Annotated in this window: 16 protein-coding genes; 15 read left to right on the top strand and 1 reads right to left on the bottom strand. The window is 68.8% G+C overall.

Going from position 1 to position 18,400, the window contains the following annotated elements; all coding sequences use genetic code 11:
* Positions 1–26: 26 nt before the first annotated feature.
* The 14 genes from K2W61_RS23730 to K2W61_RS23665 all read left to right on the top strand — a co-directional run bounded on the left by K2W61_RS23730 (position 27) and on the right by K2W61_RS23665 (position 16,225).
* On the top strand, positions 27–3,782 hold the full coding sequence (locus K2W61_RS23730; protein WP_236756706.1) for a nitrate reductase subunit alpha: 3,756 nt from the start codon (positions 27–29) through the stop codon (positions 3,780–3,782).
* Complete coding sequence (narH, locus tag K2W61_RS23725) at positions 3,779–5,341, top strand: nitrate reductase subunit beta (protein WP_236756705.1); 1,563 nt, start codon at positions 3,779–3,781, stop codon at positions 5,339–5,341. Before K2W61_RS23730 ends, narH begins: the two co-directional genes overlap by 4 nt.
* A gap of 14 nt (positions 5,342–5,355) precedes the next feature.
* The gene (narJ, locus tag K2W61_RS23720) at positions 5,356–6,003 is read left to right on the top strand and encodes a nitrate reductase molybdenum cofactor assembly chaperone (protein WP_236756704.1); all 648 of its coding nucleotides are present in this window, start codon (positions 5,356–5,358) and stop codon (positions 6,001–6,003) included.
* A gap of 17 nt (positions 6,004–6,020) precedes the next feature.
* Positions 6,021–6,704, top strand: coding sequence for a respiratory nitrate reductase subunit gamma (gene narI, locus K2W61_RS23715; RefSeq protein WP_175140024.1), 684 nt, complete (start codon positions 6,021–6,023; stop codon positions 6,702–6,704).
* A gap of 17 nt (positions 6,705–6,721) precedes the next feature.
* On the top strand, positions 6,722–7,492 hold the full coding sequence (locus tag K2W61_RS23710) for a peptidylprolyl isomerase (RefSeq protein ID WP_175132141.1): 771 nt from the start codon (positions 6,722–6,724) through the stop codon (positions 7,490–7,492).
* On the top strand, positions 7,489–8,532 hold the full coding sequence (moaA, locus tag K2W61_RS23705) for a GTP 3',8-cyclase MoaA (RefSeq protein ID WP_236756703.1): 1,044 nt from the start codon (positions 7,489–7,491) through the stop codon (positions 8,530–8,532). The genes K2W61_RS23710 and moaA overlap by 4 nt, the downstream gene beginning before the upstream one ends.
* Before the next feature lie 3 nt (positions 8,533–8,535).
* Positions 8,536–9,195: a carbonic anhydrase gene (locus tag K2W61_RS23700; protein WP_175132140.1), complete on the top strand. Its 660-nt coding sequence runs from the start codon at positions 8,536–8,538 to the stop codon at positions 9,193–9,195.
* Positions 9,192–9,716 carry a molybdopterin-guanine dinucleotide biosynthesis protein B gene (gene mobB / locus K2W61_RS23695; protein ID WP_175132139.1) on the top strand — a complete coding sequence of 175 codons (525 nt, stop codon included), beginning with the start codon at positions 9,192–9,194 and terminating at the stop codon, positions 9,714–9,716. Before K2W61_RS23700 ends, mobB begins: the two co-directional genes overlap by 4 nt.
* 93 nt (positions 9,717–9,809) lie before the next feature.
* Positions 9,810–11,747, top strand: a complete 1,938-nt coding sequence (locus K2W61_RS23690) for a type IV pili methyl-accepting chemotaxis transducer N-terminal domain-containing protein (protein WP_175140023.1) — start codon at positions 9,810–9,812, stop codon at positions 11,745–11,747.
* 12 nt (positions 11,748–11,759) lie between these two features.
* Positions 11,760–12,431, top strand: a complete 672-nt coding sequence (locus K2W61_RS23685; RefSeq protein ID WP_175132137.1) for a response regulator — start codon at positions 11,760–11,762, stop codon at positions 12,429–12,431.
* Between the two features lie 82 nt (positions 12,432–12,513).
* Entirely contained in the window at positions 12,514–13,530 is a 1,017-nt protein-coding gene (gene ubiU, locus K2W61_RS23680; RefSeq protein WP_175140022.1) for a ubiquinone anaerobic biosynthesis protein UbiU, read from the top strand.
* Positions 13,521–14,417, top strand: coding sequence for a U32 family peptidase (locus K2W61_RS23675; RefSeq protein ID WP_419761619.1), 897 nt, complete (start codon positions 13,521–13,523; stop codon positions 14,415–14,417). Before ubiU ends, K2W61_RS23675 begins: the two co-directional genes overlap by 10 nt.
* On the top strand, positions 14,414–14,851 hold the full coding sequence (gene ubiT / locus K2W61_RS23670) for a ubiquinone anaerobic biosynthesis accessory factor UbiT (RefSeq protein WP_236756702.1): 438 nt from the start codon (positions 14,414–14,416) through the stop codon (positions 14,849–14,851). Before K2W61_RS23675 ends, ubiT begins: the two co-directional genes overlap by 4 nt.
* Positions 14,852–14,929: 78 nt before the next feature.
* On the top strand, positions 14,930–16,225 hold the full coding sequence (locus tag K2W61_RS23665; RefSeq protein WP_236756701.1) for an O-acetylhomoserine aminocarboxypropyltransferase/cysteine synthase family protein: 1,296 nt from the start codon (positions 14,930–14,932) through the stop codon (positions 16,223–16,225).
* Positions 16,226–16,274: 49 nt separating this feature from the next.
* Here the strand turns inward: K2W61_RS23665 and K2W61_RS23660 are convergent, their stop codons facing one another.
* The gene (locus K2W61_RS23660) at positions 16,275–16,841 is read right to left on the bottom strand and encodes a surface-adhesin E family protein (protein ID WP_236756700.1); all 567 of its coding nucleotides are present in this window, start codon (positions 16,839–16,841) and stop codon (positions 16,275–16,277) included.
* Positions 16,842–17,005: 164 nt separating this feature from the next.
* Here K2W61_RS23660 and K2W61_RS23655 point away from each other — a divergent pair, with 164 nt between their 5' ends.
* Positions 17,006–18,391, top strand: a complete 1,386-nt coding sequence (locus K2W61_RS23655) for a beta propeller repeat protein (protein ID WP_236756699.1) — start codon at positions 17,006–17,008, stop codon at positions 18,389–18,391.
* Positions 18,392–18,400 lie beyond the last annotated feature (9 nt).

The following is an 18,400-nucleotide window of genomic DNA, read 5'->3' as shown; positions in this document are numbered from 1 at the left end:
CGGGCCGGCGCTCTTGGAGAAACGCAATGAGTCATTTTCTGGACCGGTTGAAGTTCATGTCGCGGGTGAAATCCACCTACGCGGACGGTCACGGCGAAGTGGTCAATGAAGACCGCAAGTGGGAAAACGCCTATCGCGCCCGCTGGCAGCACGACAAGGTGGTGCGCTCGACCCACGGGGTCAACTGCACCGGCTCATGCTCGTGGAAGGTGTACGTCAAGAACGGCCTGATCACCTGGGAAACCCAGCAGACCGACTACCCGCGCACGCGGCCGGATCTGCCCAACCACGAGCCGCGCGGCTGTCCGCGGGGCGCGTCCTACAGCTGGTACGTCTACTCCGCGCAACGCGTGAAGTACCCGATGATGCGCGGCCGCCTGATGGAAATGTGGCGCGAGGCGCGCAAGACCATGGACCCGATCGCGGCCTGGGAATGGATCAGCCAGGACCCGGCGCGCGCCAAGCGCTACAAGTCGGTGCGCGGCCTGGGCGGCTTCGTGCGCACGGACTGGGATACGGCGACCGAGATGATCGCCGCCGCCAACGCCTACACCATCAAGAAGTTCGGCCCCGACCGCCTGATCGGCTTCTCGCCGATTCCGGCCATGTCGATGGTCAGCTACGCCGCCGGCGCGCGCTACCTGAGCCTGCTGGGTGGCGCCTGCCTGAGCTTCTACGACTGGTACTGCGACTTGCCGCCGGCCAGCCCGCAGATCTGGGGCGAGCAGACCGACGTGCCGGAATCGGCCGACTGGTACAACTCGACCTACCTGATGGTGTGGGGCTCGAACGTGCCGCAGACCCGCACCCCCGACGCCCACTTCTACACCGAGGTCCGCTACAAGGGCACCAAGACGGTGGCCGTGTCCAGCGACTTCGGCGAAATGGTCAAGTTCGGCGACATCTGGCTGGCGCCCAAGCAGGGCACCGACGCCGCGCTGGCGATGGCCATGGGCCACGTCATCCTCAAGGAATTCCACCTGTCGGGCGCCTCGGCCTATTTCCGCGACTACGTGCGGCGCTACACCGACATGCCGATGCTGGTGCTGCTCAAGGAGCGCGACGGCTTTTACGCGCCCGACCACTTCCTGCGCGCCTCGCACCTGGACGGCGCGCTGGGCGAGCAGAACAACCCCGACTGGAAGACGCTGGTGTTCGACGAAGCCAGCGGCGACCTGGTGGCGCCCAATGGCAGCATCGGCTTTCGCTGGGGCGAGGGCGCGTTCAACGGCGGCGAGAAGGTCGGCCGCTGGAACCTGGAAGCGCGCGACGGCGGCAGCGGCCGCGCCATCGCGCCGCGCCTGAGCCTGGTGGACGGCGCCGACGCCGTGGTCGGCGTGGGCTTCCCGTACTTCGGCGCCGAGCATGACGAACTCCTGGTGCGCAACGTGCCGGCGCGCCGCCTCCGCCTGGCCGACGGCAGCGAGGCGCTGGTCGCCACGGTGTACGACCTGCAGATGGCCAACTACGGCCTGGATCGCGGCCTGGGGGGCGGCAACGTCGCCAGCACCTATGACGACGACGTGCCCTACACCCCGGCCTGGCAGGAAAAGCACACCGGCGTGCCGCGCGCGCAGGTGATCCAGGTGGCGCGCGAGTTCGCCCAGAACGCCCACGATACCGAAGGCAAGTCGATGGTGATCGTCGGCGCCGGCCTGAACCACTGGTATCACATGGACATGATCTACCGCGGCATCATCAACATGCTGATGATGTGCGGCTGCGTCGGCAAGAGCGGCGGCGGCTGGGCCCACTACGTGGGCCAGGAAAAGCTGCGTCCGCAGTTCGGCTGGGCGCCGCTGGCGTTCGCCGCCGACTGGGTCCGTCCGCCGCGCCAGATGAACGGCACCTCGTTCTTCTACGCCCACACCAGCCAGTGGCGCCATGAAAAGTTGAACGTGCAGGAAGTGCTGGGCCCGACCGCCGACCGCGCCCGCTACGGCGACCTCAGCATGATCGACCTGAACGCCCGCGCCGAGCGCATGGGCTGGCTGCCGTCGGCGCCGCAGCTGCGTACCAACCCGCTGGACCTGACCGCGCAGGCCGAAGCCGCCGGCAAGGACCCGGTGGCGCACGCGGTCGAACAACTCAAGTCCGGCGAATTGCGCATGTCCTGCGAAGATCCGGACGACCCGGCCAACTTCCCGCGCAATATGTTCGTCTGGCGCTCGAACATCCTGGGCTCCAGCGGCAAGGGCCACGAGTACTTCCTGAAGTACCTGCTGGGCACGCAGAATGCTGTGTTCGGCGACGAGGGCGACGCCATCAAGCCGGTCGAGGTCACCTACCAGGAAGACGCGGCCGAGGGCAAGCTCGACCTGCTGACGGTGCTGGACTTCCGCATGAGCACCACCTGCCTGTACGGTGACATCGTGCTGCCGACGGCCACCTGGTATGAGAAGGACGACCTCAACACGTCCGACATGCACCCGTTCATCCATCCCTTGAGCGAAGCCGTGCAACCGCTATGGGAAAGCAAGACCGACTGGGAGATCTACAAGCTGCTCGCCAGGAAGTTCAGCGAGATCGGTGGCCCCTACCTGGGCAAGCGCCGCGACCTGGTGCTGACGCCGCTGATGCACGACACCCCGGGGGAACTGGGCCAGGCCTTCGAGCCCAAGGACTGGAAGCGGGGCGAATGCGAGCTGGTGCCGGGCAAGACCGCGCCCAACATGACCGTGGTCGAGCGCGACTACAACGACATCTACCGCAAGTTCACCTCGGTCGGTCCGCTGCTGGACAAGCTGGGCAACGGCGGCAAGGGCATCAACTGGAACACCGAGCACGAGGTCGGCGAGTTGGCCGGCATCAACGAGCGGGTGACCGAGCCCGGCGTGAGCCAGGGCCGGCCGCGGCTGGACAGCGCCATCGACGCCGCCGAGATGATCCTGACCTTCGCGCCCGAGACCAACGGCCACGTCTCGGTCAAGGCCTGGGAAGCGCTGGGCAAGGTCACCGGCCGCGACCATACCCACCTGGCGGTCGGCCGCGAGCACGACAAGATCCGCTTCCGCGACATCCAGGCGCAGCCGCGCAAGATCATTTCGGCGCCGACCTGGTCGGGCCTGGAAAGCGAAGAGGTCAGCTACAACGCCGGCTACACCAATGTGCACGAGCTGATTCCCTGGCGCACCCTGACCGGCCGCCAGCAGTTCTACCAGGACCACCGCTGGATGCTGGATTTCGGCGAGGGTTCGTGCGTGTACAAGCCTGCGATCGACACCAAGACCGTCGCGCCGATGCTGGGCCGCTATCCCAACGGCGAAAAGGAACTGGTGCTGAACTGGATCACGCCGCACCAGAAGTGGGGCATCCACAGCACCTATTCCGACAACCTGCGCATGCTGACGCTGAGCCGCGGCGGCCCCCACGTGTGGGTGTCCGAGGCCGAGGCCAGGCAGGCCGGGCTGGTCGACAACGACTGGGTCGAGGTCTTCAACGTCAACGGCACGCTGACCGCGCGGGTGGTGGTGAGCCAGCGTGTGCCGGTCGGCATGTGCCTGATGTACCACGCCCAGGAAAAGATCGTGAACGTGCCGGGCGCGGAAACCAGCGGCAAGCGCGGCGGCATCCACAACTCGGTCACGCGCACCGTGCTCAAGCCCACGCACATGATCGGCGGCTACGCCCAGCAGGCCTACGGCTTCAACTACTACGGCACCGTGGGTGCCAACCGCGACGAATTCGTGGTGCTGCGCAAGATGAAGAAGGTGGACTGGCTGGAAGGCCCGCTGGTCGAAGACCCCGCCGTCCAAACGCAACAGGAAGAGAAGCAATCATGAGGATACGCGCCCAAATCGGCATGGTGCTGAATCTGGACAAGTGCATCGGCTGCCACACTTGTTCGGTCACCTGCAAGAACGTCTGGACCAGCCGCGACGGCGTCGAATACGCCTGGTTCAACAACGTCGAGACCAAGCCCGGCATCGGCTACCCCAAGGAATGGGAGAACCAGCAGAAGTGGCAGGGCGGCTGGCGCCGCACGGCGGCGGGCAAGCTGGAACCGCGCCAGGGCGGCAAGCTGCGCATCCTGGCCAACCTGTTCGCCAACCCCAACCTGCCGCAGATCGACGACTACTACGAGCCGTTCACCTTCGACTACGAACACCTGAAGAACGCGCCGCTGTCGCAGACGCCGCCCACCGCGCGCCCGGTGTCGGTGCTGACCGGCCAGAAGATGGACAAGATCGAATGGGGACCGAACTGGGAAGACGACCTGGGCGGCGAATTCGCCGCGCGCAGCCGCGACGCCCTGTTCGAGGGCGTGCAGAAGGAGATGTACTCGACCTTCGAGAACACCTTCATGATGTACCTGCCGCGCCTGTGCGAACACTGCCTGAACCCGGCCTGTGTCGCCAGCTGCCCGTCGGGCTCGATCTACAAGCGCGAGGATGACGGCATCGTGCTGGTCGACCAGGACAAGTGCCGCGGCTGGCGCATGTGCATCTCGGGCTGCCCGTACAAGAAGATCTACTACAACTGGCACAGCGGCAAGGCCGAGAAGTGCACCTTCTGCTACCCGCGCATCGAGGCCGGCCAGCCGACCGTGTGCTCGGAAACTTGCGTCGGCCGCATCCGCTACCTGGGCGTCATGCTGTACGACGCCGACCAGATCGAACGCGCCGCCGCCGTGGGCAACGAGCAGGACCTGTACGAATCGCAGCTGGACCTGTTCCTGGACCCGCATGCGCCCGAGGTGATCGCCGCCGCGCGCGAGCAGGGCATCCCGGAATCGTGGCTGGAAGCCGCGCGCCAGTCGCCGGTCTACAAGATGGCGGTGCAGTGGCGCGTGGCCTTCCCGCTGCATCCGGAGTACCGCACGCTGCCGATGGTCTGGTACATCCCGCCGCTGTCGCCGATCCAGACCGCGGCCGAGGCCGGCAAGATGCCGCAGCGCACGCTGGGCAAGCGCGCCATGATTCCGGACGTGGCCAGCCTGCGCATCCCGGTGCGCTACCTGGCCAACCTGCTGACGGCGGGCAAGGAAGCCCCGGTGCTGCAGGCGCTGGAACGCATGCTGGCGATGCGCGCCTACAAGCGCGCCGAGACCGTGCACGGCGAACAGGACACGGCCCTGCTGGAACAGGTCGGCCTGTCGGAGGAAGCCGTGCAGGACATGTACCGCATCATGGCCATCGCCAACTACGAGGACCGCTTCGTGGTGCCCAGCAGCCACAAGGAAATCGTCGAGGACAGCTTCAACGAAAAAGGCAGCTGCGGCTTCACCTTCGGCAACGGCTGCTCGGGCGGCGTCTCGGAAGGCACGCTGTTCGGCCGCAAGCCGCAGGGCAGCGAGATCTTCATCGAGATGCCGAAGTCGCGCAAGAAGGCCGCGGCCTGACACGGGAGAACATCATGAGTCTTTATCGCCTGCTTTCCGCGCTGCTCTGCTACCCCGAACAGGAACTGCTGGATGCCCTGACCGAGGTCGAGACCGCGCTGGCCGCCCATCCCGACGCCGAGGAAGCCCTGCAACCGCTGATCGGCCATCTGGCCAGCCAGGACCTGATCGCGCTGCAGGAGACCTACGTCGCCACCTTCGACCGCAACCGCGCCCATTCGCTGCACTTGTTCGAACACGTGCACGGCGAAAGCCGCGACCGGGGCCAGGCCATGGTCGATCTGCTGGAAACCTACCGCCAGCACGGCTTCGAGCCTGTGGTATCGGAACTGCCGGACCATGTGCCGCTGTTCCTGGAGTTCCTGGGCGTGATCGACCCGGCCGTGGCGCAGGACCTGCTGGACGAGGCCATTCACGTGCTGGCCGCCATCGGCGCGCGGCTGGCGCGTAGCGACAGCCCCTACGCCAGCGTCTTCGTGGTGCTGCGCGGGCTGTCGCGGGTCACCCCGCGCGAGCAGACCGCGCCGCCGGTGCGCGACATGGACGAAGCCATGGAGACCTTCGGCGCCGGCGCCGACGGCGTCGAGCCGCTGCTGCGCCCCTTTGCGGGCGACGGCGCCCAGGCCGTGCGCTTCTACCCCCGCACGCCCGCGGCCCGCTAATTTCCAGGACACGCATCATGAATTCCCTGAACCAGTTCTTCTTCGGCATCTATCCCTATATCGCCCTGACGGTGTTCTTGCTGGGCAGCCTGGCGCGCTTCGAGCGCGAGCAGTACACCTGGAAATCCGACAGCTCGCAGCTGCTGCATCGCGGCCAGCTGCGGCTGGGCAACATCCTGTTCCACATCGGCATCCTGGGACTGTTCTTCGGCCACCTGGTGGGCCTGTTGACGCCGGTGGTGGTGTGGGACACGCTGGGCGTGTCGCACACGCTCAAGCAGATGGTGGCCATGGTGGCCGGCGGCGTCATGGGCGGGCTATGCCTGATCGGTCTGCTGATCCTGATCCACCGCCGCCTGAGCGACCCGCGCATCCGCAAGACCACGCGGCCCGGCGACAAGCTGTTGCTCGCGTGGATCCTGGTGACGCTGCTGCTGGGCCTGTCCACCATCGCGCTGTCGGCCGGCCACATGGACGGCGAGATGATGGTGCGCCTGATGCACTGGGCGCAGCACATCATTACCTTGCGCAGCGGCGCCGCCGACTTCGTGGCCGATGTGCCGCCGCTGTTCAAGGCGCACCTGTTCATGGGCCTGACCCTGTTCCTGATCTTCCCGTTCACGCGCCTGGTGCACGTCTGGAGCGGCTTCGCCTCGGTCGGCTACCTGGGCCGCGCCTGGCAACTGGTGCGCCCGCGCTGAACGATCCGGAGGCCGACATGCCTGTGACCGTCAATGGCGTCGAACTGACCGACGCGGATATGGAACAAGAACTGCCGCTGCACGCGGACGCACCCAACCCGATGCGCGCCGCCGCCACCGCGCTGGTGCTGCGCCGGGTGCTGCTGGACGAGGCGGCGCGGCTGGGGCTGGGGTCGGAATCGGACCCCTTGTCCGAAGACGATGCCATCGGCGCCTTGCTGGACCGCCAGGCGCAGGCCCCCGAGGCCGATGAGGCGGCCTGCCGCCGCTATTACCAGGCCAATTCGCAGCGCTTCATCGTGGGCGAACTGATCGAGGCCGACCACATCCTGTTCCAGGTCACCCCCGGGGTCAACCTGGACATGCTGCGGGCCCATGCCAGCGCCGTGCTGGCCGACCTGCTGGCCGATCCCTCCGCTTTCGCCGAGGTGGCGCGGCGGCAGTCCAACTGCCCGTCGGCGGCGGTGGGCGGCAACCTGGGGCAGCTGGGGCGCGGCGACACCGTGCCGGAATTCGAGAAGGCGGTGTTCGCCTTGCCGGCCGGCGGCCTGCTGCCCCATGTGCTGGAAACCCGCCACGGCCTGCATATCGTGCGGGTGACGCGGCGCATCGAAGGACGGCTGCTGCCGTTCGAGCAGGTGCGCGAGTCGATCGCCACGGCCCTGGGCGCCGCCAGCCGCGACACCGCCTGGCGCCAGTACGCCAGGCTATTGGTGGAGCGCGCCGACGTGCGCGGCATCGATCTGGGCGCGGCCGAGGCCGACCGGGTGTTCGGGAGCCCGTCATGAGCCGCGCGCCGGCCCTGGCGGCGGCTCCGGTGATCACCGGGCGCGCCATACCCGCCACGCCGCGCGGCCTGGTCGACGGCTTCGGCCGCCGCATCGACTACCTGCGGGTCTCGGTCACCGACCGCTGCGACCTGCGTTGCGGCTATTGCATGCCCAAGGGCTTCAAGGGCTTCGAGGAGCCCGCCAACTGGTTGCGCCACGACGAAATGGCGCGCCTGGCGGGCCTGTTCGCCGGCCTGGGCGTGCGCCGCTTGCGGCTGACGGGCGGCGAACCGCTGCTGCGCCGGGGCGTGGCCGGCCTGGCCGCCGCCATCGCCGCGCTGCCGGGCGTGGACGACTTGTCGCTGTCGACCAACGGCACCCAACTGGCGCGCCATGCCGCGTCCTTGCGCGCGGCGGGCGTAGACCGCCTGAACATCAGCCTGGACACATTGGACGCGGCCGAATTCGGCCGCATCACCGGCCGCGACTGCCTCGGCGCGGTGCTGGCCGGGCTGCGCGCCGCGCGCGATGCCGGCTTCGCCCCGATCAAGCTCAACAGCGTGGTACACGCCGCCACGCCCGAGGCCGACGTGCGCCGGCTGCTGGACTACGCCCTGGCGCAGGGTTTCATTCTGCGCCTGATCGAGCCGATGCCGGTGGGCGATTGCGGCCGCCGCTATGCCCATGCCGACCTTGGCGCCCTGGGCGCACGGCTGGCGGCCGCCGCCGGGCTGGTGCCGGCGCTGGCCGGGCAGGGCGGCGGACCCGCGCGTTACTGGAGCGACGGCGGCGGCGCGCCGGTGTTGGGTGTCATCACGCCCATGTCGCGCCATTTCTGCGCCGCCTGCAACCGCGTGCGGCTGGGCGTGGACGGCACCCTGTATCTGTGCCTGGGCCAGGAGGACCAGGTGCCGCTGGGCCGGCTGCTGCGCGCCGGCGCCAGCGACGCCGAACTGGAACAGGCGATCCGGGCCGGCATCGCCGCCAAGCCGGAACGCCACGAATTCACCGCCCGGCCCGAACGCATCGTGCGTTTCATGTCGCAGACCGGAGGCTGAACCATGCGCGACCTGGAACGGCTGGTGGACGGCTTTCAACGCTTCCAGCACCAGTATTACGAAGCGGCGCCGTCCCTCTACCGCAACCTGCGCGATGGCCAGCACCCCAGCACGCTGCTGGTGGGCTGCTGCGATTCGCGGGTCGATCCGGCCATGCTGCTGGGCTGCGATCCGGGCGACATCTTCACCGTGCGCAATGTCGCCAACCTGGTGCCGCCGCCAGACCGCGATCAGGGCCACCATGGGGTGTTGGCCGCGATCCAGTTCGCGGTCGAGCAACTGAAGGTCAGTCGCATCATCGTGCTGGGCCATGCCCAGTGCGGCGGCATCCGCGCGCTGATGGAACGGCCGGCGCGCGCCGACGGCGAGCCGGATTACCTGAACCGCTGGATGGATATCGCCGAACCGGCGCGCCAGCGGGTGCTGAACCAGATGCCGGCGGCGTCGGCGGCCGAGCGCCGGCGGGCCTGCGAGCAGGCGTCGATCCTGATCTCGCTGCGCAACCTGGAGGCGCTGCCGTGCGTGCAGCGGCGCCTGCGGGCCGGCGACCTCACTTTGCACGGCTGGTATTTCGACCTGGTGGCCGGCGCTTTGCTGGCATACTCGGCGCGGGCGGATGCGTTCCTGCCCATTGTCTGTCCTTTGTTCACGGAGTCCGCATGACCCCTGTTTTCGGTATCGCTGGCCGCTCGGGCAGCGGCAAGACCACCCTGATCGAGGCCATGCTGCCACTGCTGGGCGCGCATGGCCTGAAGGTCAGCGTCATCAAGCACAGCCATCACGACTTCGAGATGGAGCCGCCCGGCAAGGACAGCGCGCGCTTTCGGCAGGCCGGGGCGCAGGAAGTGATGGTGGCCTCGCCGTTCCGCTATGCCATCGTGCGCGAGCTGCGCGGCGCGCCGGAACCGTCGCTGCAGGATCAGGTGGCGCGCCTGGCGCCGGCCGACCTGGTGCTGGTCGAAGGTTTCAAGCAGGTCGCCATCCCTCGCATCGAGGTGTACCGTCCGGCGCTGGGCAAGCCGCCGCTGCATGCCGAGGACGCCAGTTTCCTGGCGATCGTCAGCGACGCCGTGCTGGACACGGACTTACCCTGCCTGCCGCTGAACAACCCGGCGGCGGTGGCGGATTTCATCGTCCACGCGGTGGTGCGGGGCTGGGCGAAAGGACTACACTCGACCGGATAAGCCGCGCCGCGCGCGGCAATCCCGGCCCAAGCCGCGCCGCGCGCGACAATCCCCGCCCCGCCCGCACGCCTGTCCCACCGCAAACCTTTGCTGATGACGCCGCCCGATCCCTGCACCGCTGCCCAGGCGCTGCCCTCGCCACGCCACCGGCTGTCCACGCGCATCGTCGCCAGTTCGCTGGTGGCGCTGATCGTGGTGCTGGGCATGATCGGCCTGACGCTGTGGCTGTCGTGGCAACTGGAAGGGGCGGGCGCAGCCATCAACGATACCGGCAGCCTGCGCATGCGCGCCAACCGGGTCGCGGTCGAGCTGATGCGGCCCCAGGCCGGCAGCCAGGCGCGCACCGAGGAACAGGTGCGGCTGATGGATGACACCATCGCGCGACTGGCGCGCGGCAACCCGGCGCGGCCGCTGTTCATTCCCAACGACCCGCTCATCCGCCAGCACTGGCGAGGCGTGGCCGACTACTGGCGCGACATCATGCGGCCGGCCGCCATGCGCGCGATCGCCCGCCATGACGCGGCCGAGTACCTGGACACGCTGCCCGATTTCGTCGCCCGCGCCGACGAACTGGTGCGCATGATCGAACAGGACAACGCCGGCAAGACCACCTCGCTGCGGCTGTCGCAAGGCGTGCTGGCGGCCATCGCCAGCGCCGGCACGCTGGCCATGATCTACCTGCTGTACTTGTGGATCATCGCGCCGGTGCTGCGCCTGCGCGACGGCCTGCAGCGCATGGCGGCGCGCGAATTCAGCACCCGCCTGCCGGTCGAGAGCCAGGACGAATTCGGCGTGCTGGCGCGCGGCTTCAACCGCATGGCCGACGAACTGCAAAGCCTGTATACCGGCCTGGAACAGCGCGTGGGCGAGAAGACCGCGCAACTGGCGGCGCAGAACCGCGACATCGGCGCGCTCTACGACATGGCGGCGTTCCTGAACCAGCCCAACGACATCGAGGCGATGTGCCAGGGCTTCCTGCGCCGCGTCATGTTGCAGTTCGACGCCGAGGGGGGCAGCATCCGCGCCCTCGACCCGGACAACGACAAGCTCAACCTGGTGGTGTCGGTGGGGCTGTCGGAGGAATTGGTCGAGTCCGAACACTGCATGCAGGTCGATGACTGCTATTGCGGCGTGGCCACGCGCCAGGCCGGCGTCATCGTGATCCAGGACCTGCGCCAGGCGCCGGCGCAGCCCGACCTGAACTGCCAGCGCGACGGCTTCGCCAGCGTGGCGGTATTCCGCATCGTCACGCGCGACGAGGTGCTGGGCTCGTATTCGCTGCATTTCCGCGAGCCGCGCAAGCTGACCGCGTCCGAATCGCAGCTGCTGGAAACCCTGGGGCAGCACCTGGGCGTGGCGCTGGACAACCGCCGTCTCGGCGCCCAGGCGCGCCAGCTGGCGGTGGTGCAGGAACGCGGCCTGGTGGCGCAGGGCCTGCACGACAGCCTGGCGCAGGGCCTGAACTTCCTGAATCTGCAATTGCAATTGCTGGACGCGGCGGTCAGGCGCGGCGACCAGGCCGAGATCCAGGAAATCCTGCCGCTGCTGCGCACCGGCGTGGACGAAAGCTACCAGGACGTGCGCGAGCTGCTCACCAACTTTCGCGACAAGCTGGGGCAGGGCGACCTGAAGACCGCCATCCACGATACAGTCGAGCGTTTCCGCCGCCAGACCGGTGTGCGCACCGAGCTGGCCTTCAGCCAGGGCCTGGGCGCGCCGCTGGCGCCGGAACAGCAACTGCAGGTGTTGTTCATCCTGCAGGAAGCGCTGTCCAACGTGCGCAAGCATTCCGAGGCGGACCGGGTCGACGTGGTGGTGCGCAACGAGCGCGATTTCAGCCTGCTGATCGCCGACAACGGCCAGGGCTACGATCCGGATGAGGTGTCGCAGCGCGGCGAGGCCCACGTCGGCCTGCACATCATGCGCGAACGCGCGGCTCGCATGCATGCCACGATTACAATGAAATCCCGGCCCGGCGCCGGCACGCGCATCGCGCTGACACTGCCCGGGGCTGAGCGCCAGGCCGCCTGATTCTTCCAGACCATGCCCATCCGTATCCTGCTTGTCGACGACCACACCCTGTTCCGTTCGGGCATGCGCCTGCTGCTGCAGCGCCAGCCGGATTTCGAGGTGGTGGCCGAGGCCGGCGACGGTGTCGAAGGCCTCAAGCGCGCCAAGGAACTCAAGCCGGACGTGGTGCTGCTGGACCTGAACATGCCGGGCCTGTCCGGCCTGGAAACGCTGCAACTGCTGACGCAGGACCTGCCGTCCTGTGCGGTCATCATCCTGACCGTCTCGGAAGAGGCCGACGAACTCGGCCAGGCGCTGCGCGATGGCGCCCGCGGGTATCTGCTCAAGAACATCGACGCCGAAGCGCTGACCACCGCCATCCGCCGCGCCGCCGGCGGCGAGCCGGTGATCGCCGACGGCATGACGGCCAAGCTGGTGGCGCAATTCCGCGACCAGGCCAACCTGGCGGCGCAGGCCCCGGCCGGGCAGGCCGAACGCCATCGCCTGACCGCACGCGAGCGCCAGATCGTGCAGTGCCTGGCGCGTGGCGCCAGCAACAAGGTGATCGCGCGCGAGCTCGACGTCAGCGAAAGCACGGTCAAGATCCACGTGCAGAACGTGCTCAAGAAACTCAACCTGACCAGCCGCGTGCAAGTGGCGGTCTACGCGGTCGAACACGGGCTGCACGGCGACGATCCGGTCTGACTTGACCGCCCGGGCGCGCGGCCGCCGCGCGGTTTGATCTGCGACAAGGCCCCGCGCGGCGCCGGCCCCTAGACTGGCCGGCATGCAAACCCGAACCTCCCCCCTGGAACTCGTGGCGCCGGCCGGCAGCCTGGCCGCGCTGAAGGCGGCGATCGAGGCAGGCGCCGACACCATCTACCTGGGCCTGAAGAACGCCACCAACGCCCGCAACTTCGCCGGGCTCAACTTCACCGAAAGCGACATCCGCGCCGGCGTCGAACTGGCGCACAGCCGGCAGCGCAAGGTGCTGTTCGCCATCAACACCTTCGTGCAGGCGGGCCGCGGCCAGGAATGGCGCGCGGCGGTCGACGCCGCGCATGGGCTGGGCGCGGACGCGGTCATCATGGCCGACGCCGGCCTGCTGGCCTATGCCCGCGACCGCTATCCCGATCTGCGGCTGCACCTGTCGGTGCAGGGCTCGGCCACCCACAGCGATGCCATCGAACTGATGAAGGAACAGTTCGGCATTCAGCGCGTGGTGCTGCCGCGCGTGCTGACCCTGGCCGAGATCGCCCGCATCTGCGCCAACGTCAGCGTCGAAGTCGAAGTGTTCGGCTTCGGCAGCCTGTGCGTCATGGCCGAGGGCCGCTGCCTGCTGTCGTCGTACGCCACCGGCGACTCGCCCAACAACAAGGGCGTCTGTTCGCCCGCCAGCGCGGTGCGCTGGGTCGAGGCGGATGGCCACCTGGACGCGCGCCTGAACGGCATCCTGATCGACCGCTACGGGCCGGGCGAGGCCGCGGCCTATCCGACCCTGTGCAAGGGCCGCTTCGAGGTCGAGGGCCACGCCGACCACGCGTTGGAGGAACCCACCAGCCTGAACGCCATCGGCCTGCTGCCCAGGCTGGCCGAGATGGGTGTGGCGGCCATCAAGATCGAAGGACGCCAGCGCAGCCCGGCCTATGTCACCCAGGTGGTGTCCACGCTGCGCGCCGCGCTCGACAGCGCCCACGCCGATGCCAACCGCTATTCCCCCCGCCCCGAATGGAACGCCATGCTGGCGCGCCATGCCGAGGGTTCCCAAGTCACGCAAGGCGCATTCGAACGTCCATGGAAATGAATCCCCAGCCTTTCCGCATCTCCGTCGGCCCGCTACTGTATTACTGGCCGCGCCAGCGCACGCTGGCGTTCTACGCGGAACTGGCCGACAGCGCGGCCGACATTCTTTATATTGGCGAGACCGTCTGCAGCCGGCGCCACGAGCTGCGCGCCGACGACTGGCTCGACTTGGCGCGCGACCTTGCCGCCAGCGGCAAGGACGTGGTGCTGTCCGGCCGCACCCTGATCGAAACCGGCGCCGAGGCGTCGGCCCTGCGGCGCCTGTGCGAGCAGACGGACTTCATGGTCGAGGCCGGCGAGGCCGGCGCCCTGCGCCATCTGGACGGGCGGCCGTTCGTGGCCGGTCCGCACATGAACGCCTATCATGGCGGCACGCTGGAATGGCTGGCCGCGCGCGGCGCCGTCCGCTTCGTGGCGCCGCTGGAAATGCACGTCAATACGCTGGCGCGGCTGCTGGACGAGCGGCCGGCCGGATTGCAGGCCGAGGTCATGGTGTGGGGCCGTATGGCCCTGGCGTTCTCGGCGCGCTGTTTCACCGCGCGCCATTTCCGCTTGAAGAAGGACGACTGCGGCTTTCGCTGCATCGAACACCCCGATGGCCTGGACATGCGCACACGGGAATCGCGCGAATTCCTGGCGATCAACGGCATCCAGGTGCAGTCGGCCGCCTGTCTCGACTTGCTGGACCAGGCGGCGCGTCTGGCGGACATGGGCGCCGAGGTGCTGCGCGTCAGCCCGCAGTCCAGCGGCACGCTGGCGGCGATTGGCGCGCTCGACGCGGTGCGCGGCGGCCGCGCGCAGGGCACGGTGAGTCCGCCGGCCGGCATCGGCCGCTGCAATGGCTATTTCCATGGCCAGTCCGGCATCGCCTGGCAGGAGCGGCCATGAGCGGCACGGGATTCGCCGCGCCCGGCGTGGTCGCGCGCCTGGGCCGCCGCCTGCCGGCGCCGCTGGTGTCGCTGCATTTCGTCGCGGGACTGGAGCTGGCGCGGCGCCTGAACTGGCTCAGCCCGCCGCCCGAACTGGAGGGCCGCAGCTTCGCCATCACCGTCGAGGACCTGGGTCTGTGCAGCCGCTTCACGGTGCGGGACGGCGTCTTTCGGCCGTTGTGGCGCCGCCAGGCCTGCGAACTCGAACTGGGCGCGGGTGTGGCCGAATTGCTGGCCCTGATGCGGGGCGAAACCGACGCCGACACCTTGTTCTTTCAGCGCCGGCTGCGCATTTCCGGCGACACCGAACTGGGCCTGATCGTCAAGAACTGGCTGGACGCGGCGCCGCGGCCGGCATGGTTGCGGCGCTGGGAGGCGCGCGGCAGCCAATGAAAACCGCCGCGCCACGGCGGTTTACGCGGGCATGAGCTGCGGGTAGTATCGCCTCCCAGTACCCACAAGGAGACAGCGATGACCGAAGCGAAGAAACCCGAATGGCGGCTGGAGACTATCGCCGTGCACGGCGGCTACAAGCCGGACCCGACCACGCGCGCGGTGGCCGTGCCGATCTACCAGACCGTGGCGTATGCCTTTGACGATACCCAGCACGGCGCCGACCTGTTCGACCTGAAGGTGGCGGGCAACATCTACACCCGCATCATGAACCCGACCACCGACGTGCTGGAACAGCGCGTGGCGGCGCTGGAAGGCGGCATCGCCGCGCTGGCGCTGGCCTCGGGCCAGGCGGCGGTGACCTACGCCATCCTGACCATTGCCGAGGCGGGCGACAACATCGTCTCGTCCAGCACGCTGTACGGCGGCACGTACAACCTGTTCGCCCACACGCTGCCGCAATACGGCATCACCACGCGCTTTGCCCATCCGGGCGACCTGGCGGCTTTCGAGGCGCAGATCGACGAGCGCACCAAGGCCATCTTCGCCGAATCGGTCGGCAACCCGCTGGGCAACATCACCGACATCGCCGCGCTGGCCGAGCTGGCCCACCGCCACGGCCTGCCGCTGATCGTCGATAACACCGTGCCGTCGCCGTACCTGCTGCGTCCGATCGAGCACGGCGCCGACATCGTGGTGCAATCGCTGACCAAGTACCTGGGCGGCCACGGCACCAGCCTGGGCGGCGCCATCATCGACTCGGGCAAGTTCCCGTGGGCCGAGCACAAGACCCGCTTCAAGCGCCTGAACGAGCCCGACGTCAGTTACCACGGCGTGGTCTATACCGAAGCCTTCGGCCCGGCCGCCTACATCGGCCGCGCCCGCGTGGTGCCGCTGCGCAACACCGGCGCGGCGATCTCGCCGTTCAATTCGTTCCAGATCCTGCAAGGCATCGAGACGCTGGCGCTGCGGGTCGACCGCATCGTCGAGAACGCGGTCAAGGTGGCCAACTACCTGCGCGAGCATCCCAAGGTCGATTGGGTCAATTACGCCGGCCTGCCGGACCATCCCGACCACGCACTGGTGCGCAAGTACCTGGGCGGCAAGGCGCCCGGCCTGTTCACCTTTGGCGTCAAGGGCGGCCGCGAGGCCGGCGCGCGCTTCCAGGACGCGCTGCAACTGTTCACCCGCCTGGTCAATATCGGCGATGCCAAGTCGCTGGCCACCCATCCCGCATCCACCACCCACCGCCAACTCAATCCCGAAGAGCTGCAAAAGGCCGGCGTGCGCGAGGAAACCGTGCGCCTGTCGATTGGCATCGAGCACATCGACGATCTGCTGGCCGACCTGGACCAGGCCCTGGCCCAGGTGTGACCGGCGCGCCGGCGGCGCGCGGGGCGGATCGGCGCAGGACCGCTGCGCCTCAGCGCCGGGCGCGGCCGCCGTCGGCCGGGCAGATTACCGTGCGCAGCGAACGCTGCACCGGATCGCGCACCACCGGCGCGTTGTTCACGCCGGCCACCGGCAGCGATTCCACCAGGCTGCCGGTGGCATTGGGACCCGTATAGTGCTGCGTCTCGGTGACCGTATAGGTATTGGCGCTGCAGTCCATGATCACGGCCTGCGTCACCGAGCCATAGGGCTGGCCGTTGGTCTCGGAAACCCGAGGCTGGGCGTAGAACCATGCCACCGTGGCCAGCATCACCACGGGCCGTTCGGACAGCTGCGTGATCGAGGCGCCGTCATAGAACACGCCCGGCATGCTCTGCGGCGCCAGCGGCTGCCAGTCAGACCCGTTGCCCGACACCGTTGCGGCGCTGTCGTCCTGACGCGCCGCGACTTCGCTGGCGCAGGCGCCGCCCGGCGCCGGCTTGTCCTGGTGCGCGGCCTGGGCCGCGCAGGCGTCGGCCGGCGTGGGGGCCGGCTGGCCCCAGGCCGCGCCCGCCAGCGTGGCCAGGATCAGGGTAGGTAGCGCTTGCCTTGCAATCATGAGGGCGTTTCCAGAGCGGCATCAAGGTAAGTCACCCAGTATAGAGAAAGATCCGGTCATGGCCGCATCCCGCCGGCCGGCCCGGCGCAAGGGTATAGTCTCGTCGGTCCGGATGCCGCCACAATGCAGGGCGGCAGCGGCAGGTTTCGAGGGGAAACGCAGGAATGGATATCAGGGGGTACGCCGGCGCGGCCGCGATTGCCGTGGCCGGGCTATTGGCCTATGGCCTGTACCAGTTGGCGCCGCAAGGCCAGCCGCTGGTGCGCAGCGAGGTGATCGGCCAGCTCGACGGGCCGCCGCTGGCGGGCTATTCGCGCACGCGCCTGTACCGCTTTGGCGACTACCAATACCTGACCGGCCAATTGATCGTGGCAGGGCGGGTCCAGGGCGGGCTGGAGCAGGCGCCGGTGCTGGAGGCGCTGGTGCCGGCGCAGCATGAGCCGGGCGAGTTCGGGCCCATGCCGCCCATGCCGCAGGACGAGGCGGCCATCCGCCAGGCCGCCCTGGCCCAAGACCTGCTGCGGGCGGCCGCGGCCGCGCGCGAGGTGCGCAATTTGGTCTACGGCGGCCGCGACAACGGGCGCTACGCGCTGCTCGGTTCCGTCGCTGGCGATGCCGGCGTGACGCTACTGAGTACCCCGGGCCAGACCCTGTACCTGGTCGCCGGCCCCTTGCGCCAGGCGCGCCAGCGTGGCGCGCCGGCCGTGGGCGGGGCATGGCGCTCGGATGACCAGGGCGCCAGTTGGCGCTACGCGCCCGAAGTGACGCTGGGCCCGGCCCAGCGCCACGCCATGTTCCTGACCGAGGCGCGCGTCGTGGCGCTCGAAGAGGCGGCCGATGGCGCGCGCCTGTTGGTGAGCGAAGACGGCGCCCGGCATTGGTCGGCGCTGCGGCTGGACGAGCAGGTCTGGCCCGATGCCGGCAGCTACGGCAAGGCGCTTGCCGATCAGGCGGGCCCGCAGCGCGGCGCCGCAGACGCGCGCCTGGCTTATGGCTGGTCGCTGTATCCGGTGGCGGCCGACCGGGCGGTGGGCTGGAGTTGGCGCGACCGGGTCGGGGCCGACGGCGCCGCGCGGCGTATCGAGACCCGGCGTTTCGAGGTGCGGTTCCAGGCGGGCGCATCGCCGGCGTTCCGTATTACCCATGGCGTGGCGCCGGTACCGCAACAGGACCCGATGTCGCGGCCGGTGCTGGGCATGCCGGTATACGCCACGCAAGGCAATCGCATTTTTCGCCTCGATACGGACCAGGGCAATTGGCACGAACTGGCCGCCACGCCCAAGGTGCGGGGCCAGCCGTCGTCGATCGGCCAGGCCTGGTTTGGCCGCAAGGGCTGGATGGTGCAGACCTATGCCGATCGCCTGTTCGATTTTGGCGAACGGACCCGGACCTATTTCCATACGCATGACCAGGGCCGCACCTGGCGGCCCTTCCAGCTGTCGCCGGACCAGGAGCGCGGCCTGCTGGGACTGGACGCGGCTGGCGAGGGCGTGCTGGTGCACGCCGAGCGCGACGGCAGGACCGTGATCCTGCGCTACGGGCTGGACTGAGTGTCGCCG

Source organism: Achromobacter pulmonis, assembly GCF_021733725.1.
GTDB lineage: Bacteria > Pseudomonadota > Gammaproteobacteria > Burkholderiales > Burkholderiaceae_B > Achromobacter > Achromobacter pulmonis.
The sequence above is the reverse complement of the archived record's forward strand: the minus strand, read 5'-3'. Positions and strand labels throughout refer to the sequence as shown.